Origin of the sequence: Pseudomonas sp. LP_7_YM, assembly GCF_004364435.1 — a bacterium.
Taxonomy (GTDB): Bacteria; Pseudomonadota; Gammaproteobacteria; order Pseudomonadales; family Pseudomonadaceae; genus Aquipseudomonas.
The window spans coordinates 779,061-797,157 of record NZ_SOCT01000002.1 but is presented as its reverse complement, the minus strand read 5'-3'; the positions used below and the strand labels follow the sequence as shown (position 1 = coordinate 797,157).

Annotated in this window: 18 protein-coding genes; 5 read left to right on the top strand and 13 right to left on the bottom strand. The window is 59.7% G+C overall.

What is annotated here, in order from left to right:
* Positions 1–39: 39 nt before the first annotated feature.
* The 8 genes from EC915_RS08715 to EC915_RS08680 form a co-directional block, all read right to left on the bottom strand.
* Positions 40–630, bottom strand: a complete 591-nt coding sequence (locus EC915_RS08715; RefSeq protein WP_133750114.1) for an NTP transferase domain-containing protein — start codon at positions 628–630, stop codon at positions 40–42.
* Positions 631–692: 62 nt separating this feature from the next.
* Positions 693–1,712, bottom strand: coding sequence for a UDP-N-acetylmuramate dehydrogenase (murB, locus tag EC915_RS08710; RefSeq protein ID WP_133750113.1), 1,020 nt, complete (start codon positions 1,710–1,712; stop codon positions 693–695).
* Positions 1,713–1,752: 40 nt separating this feature from the next.
* Entirely contained in the window at positions 1,753–2,517 is a 765-nt protein-coding gene (gene kdsB, locus EC915_RS08705) for a 3-deoxy-manno-octulosonate cytidylyltransferase (protein ID WP_133750112.1), read from the bottom strand.
* Positions 2,514–2,699 carry a Trm112 family protein gene (locus EC915_RS08700; protein ID WP_003174668.1) on the bottom strand — a complete coding sequence of 62 codons (186 nt, stop codon included), beginning with the start codon at positions 2,697–2,699 and terminating at the stop codon, positions 2,514–2,516. Before EC915_RS08700 ends, kdsB begins: the two co-directional genes overlap by 4 nt.
* 17 nt (positions 2,700–2,716) lie before the next feature.
* Entirely contained in the window at positions 2,717–3,712 is a 996-nt protein-coding gene (gene lpxK / locus EC915_RS08695; RefSeq protein ID WP_133750111.1) for a tetraacyldisaccharide 4'-kinase, read from the bottom strand.
* Positions 3,712–4,143: a biopolymer transporter ExbD gene (locus EC915_RS08690; RefSeq protein WP_133750110.1), complete on the bottom strand. Its 432-nt coding sequence runs from the start codon at positions 4,141–4,143 to the stop codon at positions 3,712–3,714. The genes lpxK and EC915_RS08690 overlap by 1 nt, the downstream gene beginning before the upstream one ends.
* On the bottom strand, positions 4,140–4,814 hold the full coding sequence (locus tag EC915_RS08685; RefSeq protein WP_166650945.1) for a MotA/TolQ/ExbB proton channel family protein: 675 nt from the start codon (positions 4,812–4,814) through the stop codon (positions 4,140–4,142). Before EC915_RS08685 ends, EC915_RS08690 begins: the two co-directional genes overlap by 4 nt.
* Positions 4,815–4,907: 93 nt before the next feature.
* Positions 4,908–7,124, bottom strand: a complete 2,217-nt coding sequence (locus EC915_RS08680; protein ID WP_133750108.1) for a DNA internalization-related competence protein ComEC/Rec2 — start codon at positions 7,122–7,124, stop codon at positions 4,908–4,910.
* Positions 7,125–7,278: 154 nt separating this feature from the next.
* Here EC915_RS08680 and EC915_RS08675 point away from each other — a divergent pair, with 154 nt between their 5' ends.
* Positions 7,279–7,794 carry a DUF2062 domain-containing protein gene (locus EC915_RS08675; RefSeq protein WP_133750107.1) on the top strand — a complete coding sequence of 172 codons (516 nt, stop codon included), beginning with the start codon at positions 7,279–7,281 and terminating at the stop codon, positions 7,792–7,794.
* Positions 7,795–7,868: 74 nt separating this feature from the next.
* Here the strand turns inward: EC915_RS08675 and EC915_RS08670 are convergent, their stop codons facing one another.
* The gene (locus tag EC915_RS08670; protein WP_133750106.1) at positions 7,869–8,648 is read right to left on the bottom strand and encodes an ABC transporter permease; all 780 of its coding nucleotides are present in this window, start codon (positions 8,646–8,648) and stop codon (positions 7,869–7,871) included.
* Entirely contained in the window at positions 8,645–9,577 is a 933-nt protein-coding gene (locus EC915_RS08665; protein WP_133750105.1) for an ABC transporter ATP-binding protein, read from the bottom strand. The genes EC915_RS08670 and EC915_RS08665 overlap by 4 nt, the downstream gene beginning before the upstream one ends.
* A 487-nt stretch (positions 9,578–10,064) precedes the next feature.
* On the opposite strand from EC915_RS08665, the gene EC915_RS08660 reads away from it, so the two are divergent.
* The 3 genes from EC915_RS08660 (at position 10,065) to EC915_RS08650 (ending at position 13,607) form a co-directional block, all read left to right on the top strand.
* The gene (locus EC915_RS08660; protein WP_133750104.1) at positions 10,065–12,509 is read left to right on the top strand and encodes an acyl-CoA dehydrogenase; all 2,445 of its coding nucleotides are present in this window, start codon (positions 10,065–10,067) and stop codon (positions 12,507–12,509) included.
* Between the two features lie 371 nt (positions 12,510–12,880).
* Complete coding sequence (locus EC915_RS08655) at positions 12,881–13,084, top strand: hypothetical protein (protein WP_133750103.1); 204 nt, start codon at positions 12,881–12,883, stop codon at positions 13,082–13,084.
* Positions 13,085–13,196: 112 nt separating this feature from the next.
* On the top strand, positions 13,197–13,607 hold the full coding sequence (locus tag EC915_RS08650; protein ID WP_133750102.1) for a PA2817 family protein: 411 nt from the start codon (positions 13,197–13,199) through the stop codon (positions 13,605–13,607).
* A 149-nt stretch (positions 13,608–13,756) separates the two neighbouring features.
* On the opposite strand, the gene EC915_RS08645 is transcribed toward EC915_RS08650, so the two are convergent.
* Complete coding sequence (locus EC915_RS08645) at positions 13,757–14,779, bottom strand: ABC transporter substrate-binding protein (RefSeq protein ID WP_133750101.1); 1,023 nt, start codon at positions 14,777–14,779, stop codon at positions 13,757–13,759.
* A gap of 287 nt (positions 14,780–15,066) precedes the next feature.
* Between EC915_RS08645 and EC915_RS08640 the strand changes: the two genes are divergently transcribed.
* A complete protein-coding gene (locus EC915_RS08640; RefSeq protein WP_133750100.1) occupies positions 15,067–16,155 on the top strand; it encodes an LLM class flavin-dependent oxidoreductase in 1,089 nt (362 codons plus the stop codon).
* Between the two features lie 93 nt (positions 16,156–16,248).
* Here EC915_RS08640 and EC915_RS08635 read toward each other — a convergent pair whose 3' ends face one another.
* Together EC915_RS08635 and EC915_RS08630 are read right to left on the bottom strand one after the other, a co-directional pair.
* Positions 16,249–17,049 (bottom strand): class II aldolase/adducin family protein, encoded by an 801-nt coding sequence (locus EC915_RS08635; RefSeq protein WP_133750099.1) that lies wholly within the window; start codon positions 17,047–17,049, stop codon positions 16,249–16,251.
* A 121-nt stretch (positions 17,050–17,170) separates the two neighbouring features.
* Positions 17,171–18,076 carry a LysR family transcriptional regulator gene (locus tag EC915_RS08630; RefSeq protein ID WP_133750098.1) on the bottom strand — a complete coding sequence of 302 codons (906 nt, stop codon included), beginning with the start codon at positions 18,074–18,076 and terminating at the stop codon, positions 17,171–17,173.
* Positions 18,077–18,097: the final 21 nt, after the last annotated feature.

Genomic DNA, 18,097 nt, shown 5'->3' with positions numbered 1-18,097 from the left:
GTGTTGGAAAGATCGGCAACATCGTTGTCCGGACAATAGCTATTTAAAGTCCAGCGCCGAAGGCACATCCACATCCCACAACACGCCCGGATCGTCGACCACAATCTCCTTGACCCGAGCTGCTTTGAATAAGCGCCTGGCCCCTCTCTCTCCTGCAAGCTTCATCAAGGCGGGCCCGAACCCGCGACCAAAACCTACCGGGTGCCCGTATTCGCCAGCATGCATTGGTACGCTGATAGCATCCGATTCAAGAGATTCGGCGACTTGCTTGAGACTGTCCAGATGAATGAAAGGCATATCGCCCAGGACAATGAGCCAGCCACGATGATCAGGCTCAGCCGAAGCCGCAGCGGCAATGCTGTCGCCCATTCCGGGCGAGTCCATGAACACCACCTCGCAGCCGTGGCGCAAGCCCAGCTCGGCGACACTGGCATAACAAGGACGGGTCAGCAGTATGATCGTGTCAACCACCCGATTCAGAGTGACCAGTACATGCTCGATAACCGAACGCTCGACGCCATCACGACCGATGCATGGCGCCAGTAGCTTATTGTGAGAAGCACCGGCCAGCGCCCGATAACGATTCCCCTGCCCGGCTGCGAGAACGATGGCACACAGGGTTTGACTCATACTCTGCCTCTGTTCCGAGCGTGCTTCGCAGCGCACAGGCCAAGCCAAACAACCTAATCGCCTTAGTAGAGATTAGGCTCCATTTCCAGCGAAACGCCGAACCGCTCTCGAACATCAGCCTGGATCCGTTTGGCAAGATTCAGTAAATCTCCCCCGGACGCCCCACCATAGTTGACCAGCACCAGCGATTGCAGGTCATGCACACCGGCGTCGCCGTCACGCAAGCCTTTCCAGCCCGCTTGCTCGATCAGCCAGCCAGCGGCCAGCTTCACTTGCCCATCGGCTTGCGGGAAGGCCACCACGCCAGGGTGAGCTTCACGAATGCGGGCGGCAAGCTCGGCCGGGACGAGGGGGTTCTTGAAGAAGCTGCCCGCATTACCGAGCACTGCAGGATCCGGCAGTTTTTCGCTGCGAATGGCGCAGATTGCCCGGCTGACATGAATCGGCGTCGGCTCCTTGATACCCTGCTCCAGCAAGCGCTGGCGCACCGGACCATAATCCAGATGCAGCTCTGCGGCATAACTGAGGCGAAAACGCACGCGCAGGATCAGCCAGCGACCCGTCTGGTGCTTGAATACGCTGTCGCGATAACCGAAAGCGCAGTCAGCCAGGGAAAACACCTGCGTTTGGCCAGTTTGGCGATCCAGCGCGATCAGGCTGTCGAAGACGTCCTTCAACTCAACCCCGTAAGCGCCGATGTTCTGCATCGGTGCCGCACCGACAGTGCCCGGGATCAGGCTGAGGTTTTCAAGCCCCGACAGCCCCCTCGCCAGCATTTCCTGAACGAATGGATGCCAAGGCTCGCCGGCCTCCGCTTCGATGACTGCCGTGCTGCAGTCTTCATGGATGATGCGAATGCCACGACTGGCCATGCGCAACACCAACGCCTCGACGTCACGAGTCAGCAGCAGGTTGCTGCCGCCGCCAATCACCAGCAATTTGACGTCGCGCTCTTTCGCATAGGCCAGCGCCTCGCGAATGTGCGCATCGGTATGCGCCTCGGCGAACCACCGGGCGCTGACATCCACACCGAACGTATTGAACGGCTTGAGTGAAACATTGGCTTGAATCTGCAGGCTCATACGGGAGCCTGTGTAAAAGCGACATGATGACCCATCACCGTCAAACCTCCAGCAAGCGCCGTACGCGCTCCAGATCTTCTGCAGTGTCGACTCCCGCCGGCGGAGCTTCCAGCGCATCGGCGACGTGGATACGCACGCCATGCCACAGGGCACGCAGCTGTTCGAGGCTTTCGGTATCTTCCAGCCAGCATGGGCCCCAGGCGACGAAATCGTGGAGGAAACCGGCACGGTAGGCGTAAATACCGATATGGCGACGATATGGCACGCCGTCGGGCAGCTCATCGCGGCTCCTGGCCAGCGCATTTCGTGCCCACGGCAGCGGCGCGCGACTGAAGCTCAGGGCCAGACCGTTGATATCAGAGCTGACCTTGACCACGTTCGGGTTGAATAACGCGGCCACATCATCAATAGGCTCGGCCAGGGTCGACATTCGTGCTTCAGGATGCAAGGCCAAATTGTCGGCGACCTGATCGATTACCGCAGGCGGGATCATTGGCTCATCGCCCTGCACGTTGACCACGATGGCGTCATCCGCCAAGCCTAGCAGCGAGGCCACTTCAGCAAGACGGTCGGTGCCGGAATTGTGGTCTTCGCGGGTCATGAGCACTTCAGCGCCGAATGCCTGGCAGGCCTCGACGATACGCTGATCGTCGGTGGCAACCACCACGCGCTGGGCACTGCTTTTACGCGCCTGCTCCCAGACGTGCTGGATCATCGGCTTGCCGGCGATGGTCTCCAGGGGTTTGCCGGGAAATCGGCTGGAGGCGTAGCGAGCAGGGATGACGACGGTAAACGCTGCTGTCATTTGTCCAGACGCTCGTCAGTAGTCAGGGTGCGCGCTTCGCTTTCCAGCATCACCGGGATGCCGTCGCGGATCGGATAAGCCAGACCGGCGCCTTTGCTGATCAGCTCGGTTTTATCGGCGCTGAGCTTGAGCGGGCCCTTGCAGATCGGGCAAGCGAGGATATCGAGCAATTTGGTGTCCATAAGAAATCCTGAGCGAGTCATGGCAGAAGCCGGGTTAATTGCGAATCGAACCAACAGATGAATGCCGGGCCAGGCACGGCCTCCACCGCCAGATACCACCAGTCTAGGGCCGCGAAGGACATGCATTTCACGGCGTCTTTCTCGGTCATGATCAACGGCAGCGCCGGCGTGAATGCCAACGCCTCTGCACTGAACTGGGCATGATCGGCGAACGCATGGGGAACAGGCCGCCAGTGTAGTCCTTCGAGGGTATTGAAGAAACGTTGCGGATTACCGATCCCGGCCACCGCGTGCACGGCCTGACCAGGTGGAAAGTGGTCCACGGGCTGACGCTCACCAGTGCGCAGATTCACCAGCGCACTGGGCTGTAATTTGAAGGCGTAACCATCTTCACGGTCTTCGCTGGCGCCGTTGTAGAGCAGCGCATCGACGCTGTGCAGACGCTCGATGGGCTCGCGCAGAGGGCCGGCGGGCAGACAACGGCGATTGCCGAGACCGCGCGCGGCATCGATCAGCACCAGTTCCAGGTCGCGGGCCAGCCGATAATGTTGCAGACCATCGTCGCAAAGGATCAGATCCAGCGGCTCCTCGGCCAACAACGCGCGCACGGCCCGGGAACGGTCAGGGTCGATCATCAGCGCAACGCCGGTGCGCTTGACGATCAACAGCGGCTCGTCCCCCGCTTGATCGGCGCCTTGCTGTGCCCGCACACGCCAGGGCAACGTTGGCGGTTTGGCCCCGTAGCCACGACTGACCACACCCACTCTCAGGCCGCGCTGCCGACAGTGGTCGATCATCCAAAGGATCAGCGGAGTCTTGCCGGTGCCGCCCACGGTAATATTGCCAACGACGATGACCGGCACCGGTGCCTTGTAGGTGTCGCTTTGCCCGGCCACGAAACGCGCACGCTTGCGGTTGACCACGTGCCGGTACAAGGCTTCCAGCGGCCGCAACAGGGTCAGCGCCGGATGGCCGTTGTACCAGGCGTTGAGCAAACGGTCGGTCAGTGCCATCAGTTAGCCGATGCGGCCTCGACGGTGGTCATGCTCAAATGGGCAAAACCCAGTTTGCCGGCCGCATCCATTGCGGTGATTACCGCCTGGTGCGGCGTCTTGCCGTCTGCGCTGATGGACAGCGGCAGGCTGGCGTCGCCACCGGACTCTTTCTGCAAAGCGTCGATCAAGGTGTCGAGTTTGCTGTCGGGCAGCAAGGAATTATTGACCGAGTACACGCCATCAGGATTGATGGCGATGTCGATGTGCTTCTTGTCGATATCGTCAGCCGAAGCGCCTGTTACCGCCTGCGGCAGATCCACGCGCAGCTGGGTCTCACGGGTGAAGGTGGTGGTCACTACGAAGAACAGCAGCAGAATGAATACCACGTCGATCAGCGACACCAGGTTGATGTCGATGGTCTCCCGAGGCTTGCGGCGGCGGAATTTCACTTCTTGCGACCCTCGCCCCGGGCGGCGGCTTTGAGGTCAGGCTTGGCATCGGTCAGGTCGACATCGCGGTCGCCCTGCACCACTTCCACCAGCTTGATGGCTTCCTGCTCCATACCGACGACCAACTCGTCGACCCGGCTTTGCAGGTAGCGATGGAAAAAGATCGTCGGTATCGCGACCGTCAAGCCAGAGGCAGTACAGATCAAGGCTTTGGCGATACCGCCAGCGAGCATGCCAGCGTTGCCGGTCATGCCGGTGCTGGTGAACGAACTGAAGATATCGATCATGCCAAGCACCGTGCCCAGCAGACCCAGCAACGGCGCCATGGCGGCGATGGTGCCCAGTGTCGCCAGGTAGCGTTCCAGTTCGTGGATGACCCGGGCGGCGGCCTCTTCGATGCACTCTTTCATGATCTCGCGACCATGACGGGAGTTGGCCAGGCCAGCGGCGAGGATTTCACCCAATGGTGAGTCGGCGCGCAGCTCCTTGAGCTTGTCGCTGCTCAGCTGTTTGTCCTGAATCCAGCGCCATACCTGACCGAGCAGATGGGGCGGTGTAATGCGGCTGGCGCGCAAGGTCCATAGGCGCTCGATGATGATCCCGACGGCAGCGATGGAACTCAAAATGATCGGTAGCATCATCCAGCCACCCGATTTGACCAGTTCCCACACAGCGACCACCCCCTGAAAAAAAGTCGCGCTACTCTAACATATGGCCAGCCCGGCGCATCGTCGACTCGCCGGTCCCGATGAATAACCTTCATTTTAGTCACGCCAGAAGCGTCGAGCCTCACGCTCGGCACGCACTTGGCCGAACGTTCCCAATTGCAAGGTGACAGCCCCCAGTTCAGCGCTGTCATAGGGTTCGATGTTCAGCCAGCGATAGCGCGACATGACCAGCGGATGCGGATGGCCGAACGCGTTATTACGGCCTCGGGAAATCAGCACCCCGCGAGGAGAAACTGCTTGCAGAAAGCGTTTGGAAGATGATGTGCGACTGCCGTGGTGCGGTGACTGCAGCCAGTGAGCGCGCACATCGAAGCCCTGTTGCAGCATTGCGCGCTCGGCATGGATGTCGATATCGCCGGTCAATAACAGCCGCTCGCCAGCGGCCTCGACCCTCAGCACACAGGACGCCTGATTGCCTTGCTCCGCCTGCTCCCAGACCCAGGTGGAGAATGTCACCTCATCCCACGTCCAGGTTTCACCGTTGCGACAACGCTCGACGGCCAACGCTGGCGGCATTCGTTCGGTGTCGCCGCCCAGAATTCTGGAGACCGGCAGCGCCTGCTGAACGGCAGACGCCCCCCCGGCATGATCGGCATCGGCGTGACTGAGCAGCATCAGGTCCAAATGGCGAATTCCGGCGCGGCGAATCGCCGGCAGCACTACGCGCTCGCCAATGTCGAAGTCGCCGAAGCGCGGACCTGCGTCGTAGAGCAGCGCGTGATGGCGGGTGCGCAGTGTGATCGCCGATCCCTGCCCGACATCCAGCTGCACCACCTCGACTTCACCCACCGGAATGCTTTTCTGCGGCGCGAATACGCAGAGCAGCAACATCGGCCAACCCAATGGCCGCAATGGAATGCCACTGGGCAGCAGAAGCAAGCATGTACCCAGCAGACTCAACGGCCAGACCCAGGTCGGCACGGCAGGTCCTGTCCACGCGGGCATGAGCTCAGCCATCAAGGTCAGAAAGCGGAACAGTCCGTTCATAGAACCGCCTGCCAGCCACAGCAAGCTCTCGCCGACCGGTGGAACTGCCAGCAATAGCGTGCCGAACAGCGCCAGCGGCAGGATAAAAATGCTGACCCAAGGCACCGCCACCAGATTCACCATTGGCCCGCTCAGGCTGACGGGCAGATTCAGCGCAAGCAGGACCGGCAGTAAACCCAGCGCTATCAGCCATTGCGCACGAGACCAACTGCGCAGCCCGCTCCATGCTCCGAGGCGCGCGCCGAAAATCAGCATCAGAATCGCCACTGCGCCGAACGACAGCCAGAAACCCGGACGCAAGCTGATCAACGGCTCGGCGATCAGCACCAGATTCAACGCAATCAATAGAGGCGGGAGCACGCCCAGATGACGAAAGCGTAGACGCCACAGCAGAACCAGACCCAGCATCAGACAGGCTCGTTGCACCGGCACTTCGAATCCAGCCAGAAAGCCGTAGGCCAATGCACCACTGAACGCCAAAACACAGGCCGACGGCAGCCAGGGGATGAATCGCGGCCACAGACCCCAACGGGCCAGGCCAGCAACACAACCGTAGAGCAATCCGGCGAGCAGTCCGACGTGGGTGCCGGAAATCACCAGCAAATGTACAGTCCCGGTGTCCTGCAGGACCTGCCAGTCAGCGGTGCTGAGTCCTGAATCATCGCCAAGCACCAAAGCGGTCAGGCCACCCTCTTGACCTTGGGCGTCCACCGCCAGCAAGCGTTGGCGAATCCTGTCACGCCAGGGCACCGATGACGCCCTGAGCAACTGGCCATCGACGACTGTGCCCGTAGCGCCGATGCGTTGGGCCAGCAGCCAGGCTTCGTAGTCGAAAGCGCCGGGGTTGGCCAGACCGCCAGGGCGCTTGAGCTTGACCGCCAGCCGCCAGTACTCCCCGCCTTGCACCTTCGGGCCACCGTACCAGGCAATGCGCAGCCGCTCAGGCAGGCGAGTGCGTCGCGAAACGGGGTCGTGCAGCTGAAAACGCACCACACCTTCGGCGCTGTTGGGTAAGCCCACGACCTTGCCCTCGAGCCAGAGGGTCTGGCCATCGAGTCTTTCAGGCAGGCGATCGTCCAGTGCGGACTTGGCTGACACGCTGGCCCAGGTCAAACCGAACAGAAAAAAAGCCAGCGGATAGGTACGAAATGGCAGCAGCATCAGCGCCAGCACCGGCATGACGAGCATTAACCAGACAGGCGGTAGGGCTGGCAAGAAACGCAGAACCAGTAGGCCCAGTGCAAGCGCCAACATCCCTGTGCGCATAAGGTTCTCCTTGTCGGTCTATGAAATTCATCCTCATGACTTAGCGCACTGAACCGGCCGCGCCTTTATTAATTGTCACAATGTCTGAATTTTCATCCGCCGCCATCCATGCATACTGGCCCGAATATTTCCGTCAGAACCCCGGATTTCCTGTATGCCACGCCACTTGTTCAAGCGCTACATGCCCGATCCGAACCGCATCCGGGAACACAAATCCTTACGCTTCCTCGGCAAGCTGCTGCACGACCCTAACCTGTGGCACCTCAATCGCCATTCGGTGGCCAGGGCAATGGGCGTCGGTTTGTTCGCGGCACTGATGCCGATGCCTTTGCAGATGTTGCTGGCGGCGCTTCTGGCGATTTGGGTGCGTGCGAACATGCCGATAGCCGTGAGCCTGTGCTGGCTGACCAATCCGCTGACCATGCCGCCGGTGTTTTATTGCACCTACAAGATAGGGGCGCTGCTTCTGGGCCTGGAGCCGCGCAGTTTCCCGGAGGAGATAAGTTGGGACGGGATCAGTGGGCAGCTTTCGACGTTGTGGCAGCCGTTTCTGCTGGGATCTGTGGTGGCGGGGGTCGTGCTGGCACTAGTGGGCTATTTCGCGACGATGGGGTATTGGCGCTGGTGGGTAGGACGGCAGTGGGCGCGGCGCAGGGCGAGACGAGGCTAGCGCAGATGATACAAACCTGCGGGAGCGAGTCCGCTCCCACAGGTATTTCGTCGATCAGATCATTGGGCTTTGGGTCATTGCCGCATCCCGCGTCCACTCACCAGCAGCCGCGCACAGCCCAGGTACAGGACGATGGTGGCGACCACCATAAACGTCAGGGCCACGCTGATTTTGATGTCCGACACGCCCAGAATCCCGAAACGGAAGGCATTAACCATGTGCAGCACGGGGTTGGCCAGCGAGACGGTCTGCCAGAACGGCGGCAGCAGGTTGATCGAGTAAAACACTCCACCCAGATACGTCAGTGGCGTCAGTACAAAGGTCGGGATGATCGAGATGTCGTCGAAGTTGCGCGCGAACACGGCATTGATGAAGCCCAGCAGTGAGAAGATCGTCGCCGTCAGCACCACCACAATGATGGTCACGCCCAGGTGATGAACCTGCAGGTCAGTGAAGAACATCGAAAGAAGGGTCACGATAACCCCGACCATCAGCCCGCGCAGCATGCCGCCCAAGGTGTAGCCGATCAGAATCGTATGCGGCGAAACTGGAGACACCATGAGTTCTTCAACCGAGCGTTGAAACTTGGCGCCAAAGAAGCTGGAAACCACGTTGCCATAGGAGTTGGTGATCACCGACATCATGATCAGGCCCGGCACGATGTACTGCATGTAGGTGAAGCCGCCCATGTCGCCGATTTGCCGGCCGATCAGGTTGCCGAAAATCACGAAGTACAGAACCATGGTGATCGCTGGCGGCAGCAGGGTCTGCGGCCAGATCCGCATGAAGCGACGGACTTCGCGGTAGACGATAGTGTTCAGGGCGATCAGGTTGGGGCGCAGTTCGGAGCTCATACCGCCACCTTCGCCAGATTTTTCTCAACCAGGCCCACAAACAATTCCTCAAGGCGATTGGTTTTATTGCGCAGGCTCAGCACCTGAACGTTTTGCAACGCGAGTTGACTGAACAGCCCGCTGATGCCGATGGCTTTGTCGACCTGCACCTCAAGGGTGAGATCGTCTACCCGCTGCGACGGGTAACCGATGAGTTGCGGCGCAACCCGTATCGGATCCTTGAGATCCAGCAGGAAAGTCTCAACATGCAGCTTGTTGAGCAGCGTCTTCATGCCGGTGTTTTCGATGATGGTGCCGTGATCGATGATGCCAATATTGCGGCACAGCTGCTCAGCCTCTTCCAGATAGTGCGTGGTGAGGATGATAGTGATGCCCTTATCGTTCAGCTCCGTGAGGAAGGTCCACATCGACCGGCGCAGCTCGATATCCACACCCGCCGTCGGTTCGTCGAGAATCAGCAGCCGCGGTTCGTGGATCAGCGCGCGGGCAATCATCAGCCGGCGCTTCATGCCACCCGAAAGCGAGCGCGAGGGCACATTGCGCTTGTCCCACAACCCGAGCTGGGTCAGGTACCGCTCGGCGCGCTCCTTGGCGACCCTGGGCGCAATACCGTAGTAGCCAGCCTGGGTCACGACGATGTCGAAGGTCTTCTCGAACTGGTTGAAGTTGAACTCCTGGGGCACGACACCGATCGAGCGCTTAAGCTGCGCCGGATTGCGGTCCAGGTCGTGACCGAAAATGTTCACCGAACCAGTCGTTTTGTTGACCAGCGTCGAGATGATCCCGATGGTGGTGGATTTGCCGGCGCCGTTAGGGCCGAGCAATGCGAAAAAATCACCCTCGGCGACGTCCAGGTCAATCCCCTTGAGGGCCTGGAAACCGTTGCCGTAGGTCTTGGTTAGCTGCCGAATGGACAGAGCTGAACTCATGACTGAAAACACACCAATAAAAGGAGAGAAAGAAACAGACGAATACAAAAGACTCGCCGGCGCATGACCCAGGACCGCTCACAATGCGAGCTTCGAAACAACACCGGACGCGACGAAGCTGCCAATGGTGCTTGTCGAAGTCGCGCAAGTACAGCGAGTTCTATTGATAGTCATTATTAATCTAGCGCGGCCAGCGCCGGTTCTGGTTCGACCGCGATGCCGCTCGAATGTTGAACGAATATCTGCACTGGCTTTTGGCGGGCCCTGACAGGTCATCCAAGGCGGGCGGCAATGTGGTGATCTATGTCACCGACCCACCAATCTGATCCGGCCGCTCCATGAAGGGGGTATTCGAGCCACAACTTCAAGCGCATCGGCCACTGCTCGAACTCCACCGGGGGCTCGGGGTCACTATCGTTGCGCGGGCCAGAGCGGCTGCCCGTGGTGTCGATGGCGCTCTATTCGCCATCATCCTGGAGGGATTCTTATGCTGTTGTTGTGGATCGTGGTTCTGGTTATCGGCGTGGCCTGGCTGGCCCACCGGCGTGTTGCCCCCTTCCCTGCCCTGGGTATTGTGGCGGTTTATCTGCTGGCAATGGGCGCGTTCAGTCATGCCCACGGCTGGATGGCCATCCCGTGGCTTCTGTGGCTGGCGGTGATGCTGCCTCTGGCCTTGCCTGATCTGCGTCGCAGGTATTTCAGCGCGCCGATGTTCGTCTGGTTCAAGAAAGTCTTGCCGCCGATGTCGGCGACCGAGCGCGATGCCATCGACGCAGGTACCGTGTGGTGGGACGGCGAACTGTTCAGCGGGCGTCCAAATTGGGACACCCTGCTCGCCTACCCGAAAAGCCGGTTGACCGAGGAGGAGCAAGCATTCATCGACGGTCCGACCAACGAACTCTGTGCGCTGGTCAGCGACTGGGAAATCGGGCAGGCCATGGATTTGCCGCCGCAGGCCTGGGCGCACATCAAAAAGCATGGCTTTTTCGCCCTGATCATTCCCAAGGAATACGGTGGCAAAGGCTTCTCAGCCTACGCTCACTCGCAAGTGGCGATGAAACTGGCGACCCGCAGCGGTGACCTGGCGTCCACGGTCATGGTGCCCAACTCACTGGGGCCGGCAGAATTGTTGCTGCATTACGGCACCGATGTGCAGCGTAACCATTACTTGCCACGTTTAGCCCGCGGCGACGATATCCCCTGCTTTGCCCTCACCGGCCCGCTGGCCGGGTCTGATGCGGGTGCAATGCCGGACACAGGGATCATCTGCAACGGTCAGTGGCAGGGCGAAGAAGTCATCGGTCTGCGCCTGAACTGGGAGAAGCGCTACATCACCCTCGGTCCTGTCGCGACCTTGCTCGGCTTGGCGTTCAAGGCCTTCGACCCCGAGCATCTGCTGGGCGACAAAGAAGATCTGGGCATCAGCCTGGCGCTCATCCCTACCAACACACCGGGCGTGGAAATCGGCCGTCGCCATTTGCCATTGGGCGCCGCCTTCATGAACGGCCCTAACGCCGGCAAAGAAGTATTCATCCCCCTTGAATTCCTGATCGGTGGTCAGGAAATGCTCGGCAAGGGTTGGATGATGCTGATGAATTGCCTTTCGGTGGGCCGTTCGATCTCCCTGCCAGCGGTAGGCACTGGCGCGGCCAAGTACACCAGCCTGGTCACCGGCCAGTACACACGGATTCGTGAGCAATTCAATGTACCGCTGGCTGCATTCGAAGGTATTCAGGAGGCCCTTGCCCGCCTCGGCGGCAATGCCTGGCTGATGGACAGCGCGCGCATGCTGACCGCCAATGCAGTGGATTTGGGCGAAAAACCCTCGGTGCTCTCGGCGATTCTGAAGTATCACCTCACCGAACGAGGCCGCGAATGTATTACCCACGCAATGGATGTGCATGGCGGCAAGGGCATCATCATGGGGCCAAACAACTATCTGGGCCGTTCGTGGCAAGGCGCGCCGATATTCATCACCGTTGAGGGCGCGAACATCCTGTCGCGCAACCTGATGATCTTCGGTCAGGGGGCGATCCGCTGCCATCCGTTCGTGTTGAGGGAAATGGCCCTCGCCGGGCGTGAGGATCATGACCGCGCTCTGGTGGAGTTCGATGAACTGCTGCTGCAACACATCGGTTTCGCGGTGCGCAATGCGGCAAGCACGCTGGTGTTGAACCTGGGCTTCGGGCGCTTCGAAACCATGCCGGGGGACCGTCTCAGCCAAGGTTACTTCCGTGCACTCAACCGCCAGGCCGCCGCGTTTGCGATGCTCGCTGACCTGAGCATGATGCTGCTCGGTGGCGAACTGAAACGCCGCGAACGTCTGTCGGCCCGCCTCGGTGATGTACTGAGTCACCTGTATCTGGCCTCGGCAGCGCTCAAGCGTTATCACGACCTGGATTACCCTGAAGCACTGGTGCCGCTGTTCCGCTGGTCCATGGAAGAAGCGCTCGGCGAATCGGAACGCGCATTGGATGAGCTGCTCAGCAACTTCCCGAATCGACTTCTTGGCGGTTTGTTACGCGTGATCGTGTTCCCGCTGGGTCGGCGCCATAAGGGCCCATCAGATGTGCTGGATGCCGAGGTCGCAGAGATCATCGGACGCAACAAGGGCGACCCGGCGCTGGAATCGGTACTTGCTGGCTGCTATCGCCCGACCTCGGAAAGCGATCCGGTAGGGGCCTTGCAGCATGCGGCGGATTTGCTGACCGATGCGAAGGCGCTGCATAGCAAGCTGCATCATGGGCTCAAGAGCGGTCAGCTCAAGCCCGCAGGGGGCGAGCATGTGATCGACGCGGCCCTCAATGCAGGCGTGCTTCAGCCGGCCGAAGCCGAGAAGCTGCGCGCAGCAGAAGCGGCCCGGCGCAAGGTCATTGATGTGGATGACTTTGACAAGGAAGCCTTGAAGGCCAGCGAGGGCAAGGTACGCTAACTGCCAACATGCGAAGCCGCTCCCGCTGCCGGTCATCTTCTCCAGACTGACAGCGGGACACGCGGCACTTTTTTGCAGGTCGCTTTCCTGTCGAGTTCGCGGAGGAGCGACGCGATGCCCATGCCCATGCCCATGCCCTTCATGGTGTAAGCGATTGCGTCAGTTCCGGCACGCTAACAAAGCGACCCTGGAATTTATGCAGGACGTTTTCGAAAGTTTGGAGTGATTTCAAGCTTTGCTACACGGGCATCCACCACGCGCTTATAACGCTACGTCACCGTACCGGTTTTCAGATACGCTCTGGCCTGCACCGCTGCGAAGAGTGTCCTACACTTTTCGGTAACAACAAGAAAACACCCAGGGGACGCATCATGATCGACCACCGCATGACCCATCGCTTCCTGCTTGCTGAAATCGCCTCGGGGGAGGACTTTCATAGCGGCAAACCCAACCAGACGCTGCAAACGCTGCTGCTTATTGGCTTTGTCACCCGCCAGCCCGGTCCCGATCATACGTACGCCCATCTGGCGCTGACCGAAGCCGGACATCGCTATCTGGCCGGGTTATGGCATTGAGCTGACGCGCCGCCGATACGTCGGCCTGCCACCGCCAGTCCTCATCGGGGTATCGGTCCCCCTCTACGGGATCTATACTCCCGCGCCTGTTTTTGTCTTTGAGGACTTCATCATGGCCGACGCCAATCTCGACCGCACTCTCAACCTGTTGGCGCACCTGCGCGGCATTCTGGTCGCGCTCGGTGAAGCCGAACAGGTGCCTGAAGAAAGTCATGCGCTGTTTCTGGAGCGTTATGACGAGTTGATCGATCTGCTGCCGCGCGAGCCGATCGAGAGCCAGTACCTGGGTCAGGACCTGTTGTGTCAGGTGATCCAACGCTATCCGCAAATCGCTCATCTGGTACCGCGCGACCTGCTCTGGTATTTCGGCGGCGACTGTCTGCACTTCATGCCCGACGAAGAAATCGACATGTATACCGCCCTGGAGGAGCGTCGCTTCGAAGCCCAGGAGAACGAAGAACCGTTTGATTGGGATCAGGAGAAGCAATTGCTGGCAATGGCGCAGGATGGACCGCGACATTAAACGGGATTCGTGACCGGCGCACCTCTGGCGCAACACGCCGACGCTTGTGAGAGCGAATTCATTCGCGATGCGCCAGGACAGGGATACATCCCTGTCCTGTGTACGGCTTTGGCGAACGAACGCGCACCACACATCTGGACCTCATCTGGTTAGCGCAGCAATACCCCGTGCGCACTGGGGAACACCTCCCGATCGATCAACCCGGACACCTGTACCGGTTTCGCAAAGATCTTCTTCGCCACGAACAGATCGTCCACACCCTGCAAGGCAGTGACGTCAGATGTTTGGACAGGCTGCAACGACTCGACCCCCCAACTCTGCAAACGCTGCGATACCGGCAAGGGCACGTTGTTGGCGCTGGAAAACACCTGCGCATACTGGTCCGGATTGGCCCTGGCCCACTCGAAAGCCTTGGCCAGCCGCTGCAGCACATCGTTTAGAGCCTGACGCTTGACCTTGTCCGCCAGCGCATGATCTGAAGCGGTGATGAACGTCAGACCGGTATTGATGCCCTCCCCGCTCAGCAACAGCCGCGCGCCGTTTTCCTCGCCGAATGCCTGATAGATCCCGAAGGTAGCCCAAGCGTCGATCTTGCCCCCGTGAAAGGCCGACAGCGCATCCGTGGGCATGACGAAACCGATATTGACCTCAGACTCCTTCACCCCTGCATTCTCCAGCGCCCGAATCAGCAAATATTGAGAGATGCTGCCCCGGGCCGAGGAAATCGATACGTTGCGGCCTTTGAGGTCGGCCACGGTTTTGATGTCCGAACCCGGTGGGACCAGGATGCCGACGCTGCGCCCCTGCCCCCGGCGCACCGCAACAATACGCAGCGGCGTACCGCCAGTGGCCGCCGCCAGAACCGGTGTATCGCCTGCGGGGGCCAGATCCACGGCTCCGGCACGCACCGCCTCGAACAATGGCGCAGCGCCCTGGAAGTTGGCCCATTCGATCTGATAAGCAATCCCGTCGAACGCATTGGACGCATCGACGACCGTGCGCAAACCCTTGGCCTGATCGCCCAGAACCAACTTGACCTTCGACCAATCCACCGCGTCGGAGACAGCCACCGGCTTGTCTTGCCCATCCCCACACCCCGCTAACACTAACAAAGAGCAAGACAGCATAAGCGCGGCAGTTTGGCGGGCCAGATTCCAACAGCTAAAACCCATGAACGACATCCTTGCAGTACAGAAAGAGGCAAGTACGGAAGCGCAGGCGACGACCGATCCTTGAAGTGCGGACCATCCTAAACGCATAAAAAAATGCGGGGAAATGTCGAAAGGTAATAAGCTAATAATCAGCTTATTTTAATTTTAATAAAATTTTGATGCGTAATTATTATATTAGCTTAGTTTCAAATCGAATTTCACAGGCACGTCTTCTCACCCTATGTTGCTGACTGGTCTTGCGTGAATCATCGCGCAGCTTTCGATTACCCACCTCAGGACATCGCCCCATGAGCGTCGAATTCATCGGCTACATCGCGACTCAGCCTTTCTCGGAAATTCACCCGCGCAGTGGGGAGACGGTTCAGCCCGAATACGTCGAAAAAGTCGCGCGCGCCCACGAGCTGGCCGGTTTTGATCGAGCGCTCGTGGCGTATCACTCCGATAGCCCGGACAGCGCTTTCGTCGCCGCCCATGCCGCCAGCGTGACCACGAAATTGAAGTTTTTGATCGCTCATCGCCCGGGTTTTATTTCCCCAACCGTTGCAGCCCGGCAGTTCGCGACGCTGGACGTGTTCAACGGCGGGCGCACCGCCGTGCATATCATCACCGGTGGCGACGATCAGGAACTGCGTGCCGACGGCAGCTTCATCGGCAAGAACGAGCGTTATGCACGTACCGATGAGTATCTGAACGTGGTGCGTCAGGAGTGGACTTCGGAAAAACCCTTCGACCACCAGGGTAAGTATTACCAGTTCGAAGGCGCTCATTCGCGGGTCAAATCGCCACAACAGCCACACATTCCACTGTACTTCGGCGGTGCATCTCAGGCCGCCATCGAGGTTGCGGGCAAACACGCGGACGTCTACGCCTTGTGGGGCGAGACTTATGAGCAGGTCAGAGACATCGTCAAACAGGTCCGGGGCGAAGCTGCAAAGCATGGGCGCACGATACGGTTCAGCCTGTCGCTACGACCGATTCTGGCCGAGACCGAGGAAAAGGCCTGGGCCCGGGCCGACAGCATTCTGGAACGGGCCAAAGCACTGGCGCACGCCTGCGGTGTCCCACGTCGCGAACCTGCCAATGAAGGTTCCAAGCGTTTGCTGGCAGCGGCGGCGCAAGGCACGCGCCTGGACAAACGCCTGTGGACCGGCATTGCCGGGTTATTAGGCGCCAAAGGCAATTCCACGTCTCTGGTGGGCACCGCAGAACAGGTGGCCGAGGCATTGCTGGATTATTACGATCTGGGGATTACCACGTTTCTGATCCGAGGCTTCGACCCGCTCGAAGATGCTATCGACTACGGCCGGGAACTCATCCCCCTGACCCGAGAACGAGTGGCCAGGCGCGAAAGGGAAAGGAATGAGAAAGTGGCATAGCCCCTGTCGATACGTCATAGAAGCAGGGAATAGACACTTTGTGGGGAGCGAGCTTGCTCACGCCCCCGGAAGATCGTATGCGCTGCGGTTGTGCTATTCCCTATACGCTGTCCCGTGTCGGTCCAGCTCGCGGATCAACGCATTCCAGTGCCGAGCCACGCCCGGCCCGGTGCCGCTCTTGAAGACCTTGGCTTGTTCCTCGACTTTCTTCACCACCTCCTGCGGCGGGAAGATCAACTCGGCATTGCCCGCAGCCTGCGCGGCGATCTGGATAGTGCAGGCGTATTCCAGGTTGTGCAGCAACTGAAAGGCGTGCTCGATGCTGAGGCCCGCCGTGAGCAGGCCATGGTTGCGCAGGATCATCACGTTCTTGTCACCCAGATCCGCCACCAGCCGTTCGCGCTCGCCCAGATCCTGCGCGATGCCCTCGTAACCGTGATAGGCCACGCGCCCCGAGAAACCAAGAGAATGCTGGGAGATCAGCAGCAGGCCGTTCTTCTGCGCCGAAACCGCGACGCCGTCGCGGGTGTGAGTGTGCAACACCGCTTGCAGGTCGGGCCGCGCCGCGTGAATGGCGCTGTGAATGACATAGCCTGCGTGGTTGATGCCAAGACCGGTAGGGTCATCGACGAGGGTGCCGTCGATGTCGACCTTGACTAGATTCGACGCAGTGATTTCATCAAACAGCAGCCCGAATGCATTGATCAGGAAGTGCTCGTCGGGGCCAGGCACGCGCGCCGAAAAGTGCGTATAGATGTGGTCGGTCCAACGCTTGAGCGCAGCGATGCGATACGCCGCGGCAAGCTTTATTCGCACCTCCCACTCTTCGGGACTGACCCGGCTGCGCACGTCGCTTGAACCGGTTTGAACGGGCAAAGCACTGACATTGCTCATGCATGACTCCCTGTAGGTCTTGGGTAGAGGTATCCAGGAAGCCTATGCGCGCCGAAAAAAGTTTAATAATCACATTTTCTTCTAAGCTAATTATCAATATTTTTTATTTCCAGGAAGGCAATCACGCAGCCTTCCGAGCCTGCTTCAGCGCCTGCGCCACGAGAGCCCCGAAGGATGCTACCGGCGCTTGCAGATTGCCAAGGTATCGCGGATAGATCAGCCACAGATCCATCACCGGCTTGAAATCCTTGAGCGGCACCAACCCCAGCAGGTTCCGGTGCGCACTGCGCTCGAACAAGGGTCGCGGGACCAGTCCAAGACCCATGCCATCGGCCACCAGCCCCAACTGCAATTCCGTACCAAAGGTTTCCAGATTGACCTTCAGGCCCAGCCCCTGATCGGCCAGGGTACGTTGCAACCCTGCGCGAAAACCACAGCCGTCCGGGTTGAGCACAAAACCCTGATCGTGACACTCGGCCAGCTTGATCGGCTTCTTCGGCACACGCTCCTTGGCGCAGACCACCACCAGCTCCATCTTGCCGATGGACTCGCCAATGATACCTTCGGGGAAAATCTTGCCCGCCGGGAACAGCGCCGCAGCGGCGTCGAGTTCGCCGTTCTCGATCTTGCCGATCAGATGACTGCCCCAGCCGGTCACCACCTGCGCACGCAGGTCGGGAAACTCACCGCGTAAATGCCTGAGTGCATCGAGCAGCACCACATCACCGATGGTTTGCGGCACGCCCAGGCGCAGCAGGCCGCTGGGCGGCGTATCGCTGGCCACCAGTTCACGCAATGAATCCATTTCCCGCAGGATAGCCAGACACTTCTGGTAGACCTGAAGGCCCATCGCCGTCGGCTTGAGTGGTTTGGTGTTGCGATCAAACAACTCGACCCCCAACGCCTGCTCGAAATTTTGCACCCGTCGGGTGATCGCAGGCTGCGTCAGTTCCAGCGACTCGGCGGCGTGGCTGATCGACTGGCAGCGAATCACTGCGACAAAGGCATCGATATCGTCAATTTTCATACGGTTCGCACATGGAAAAAT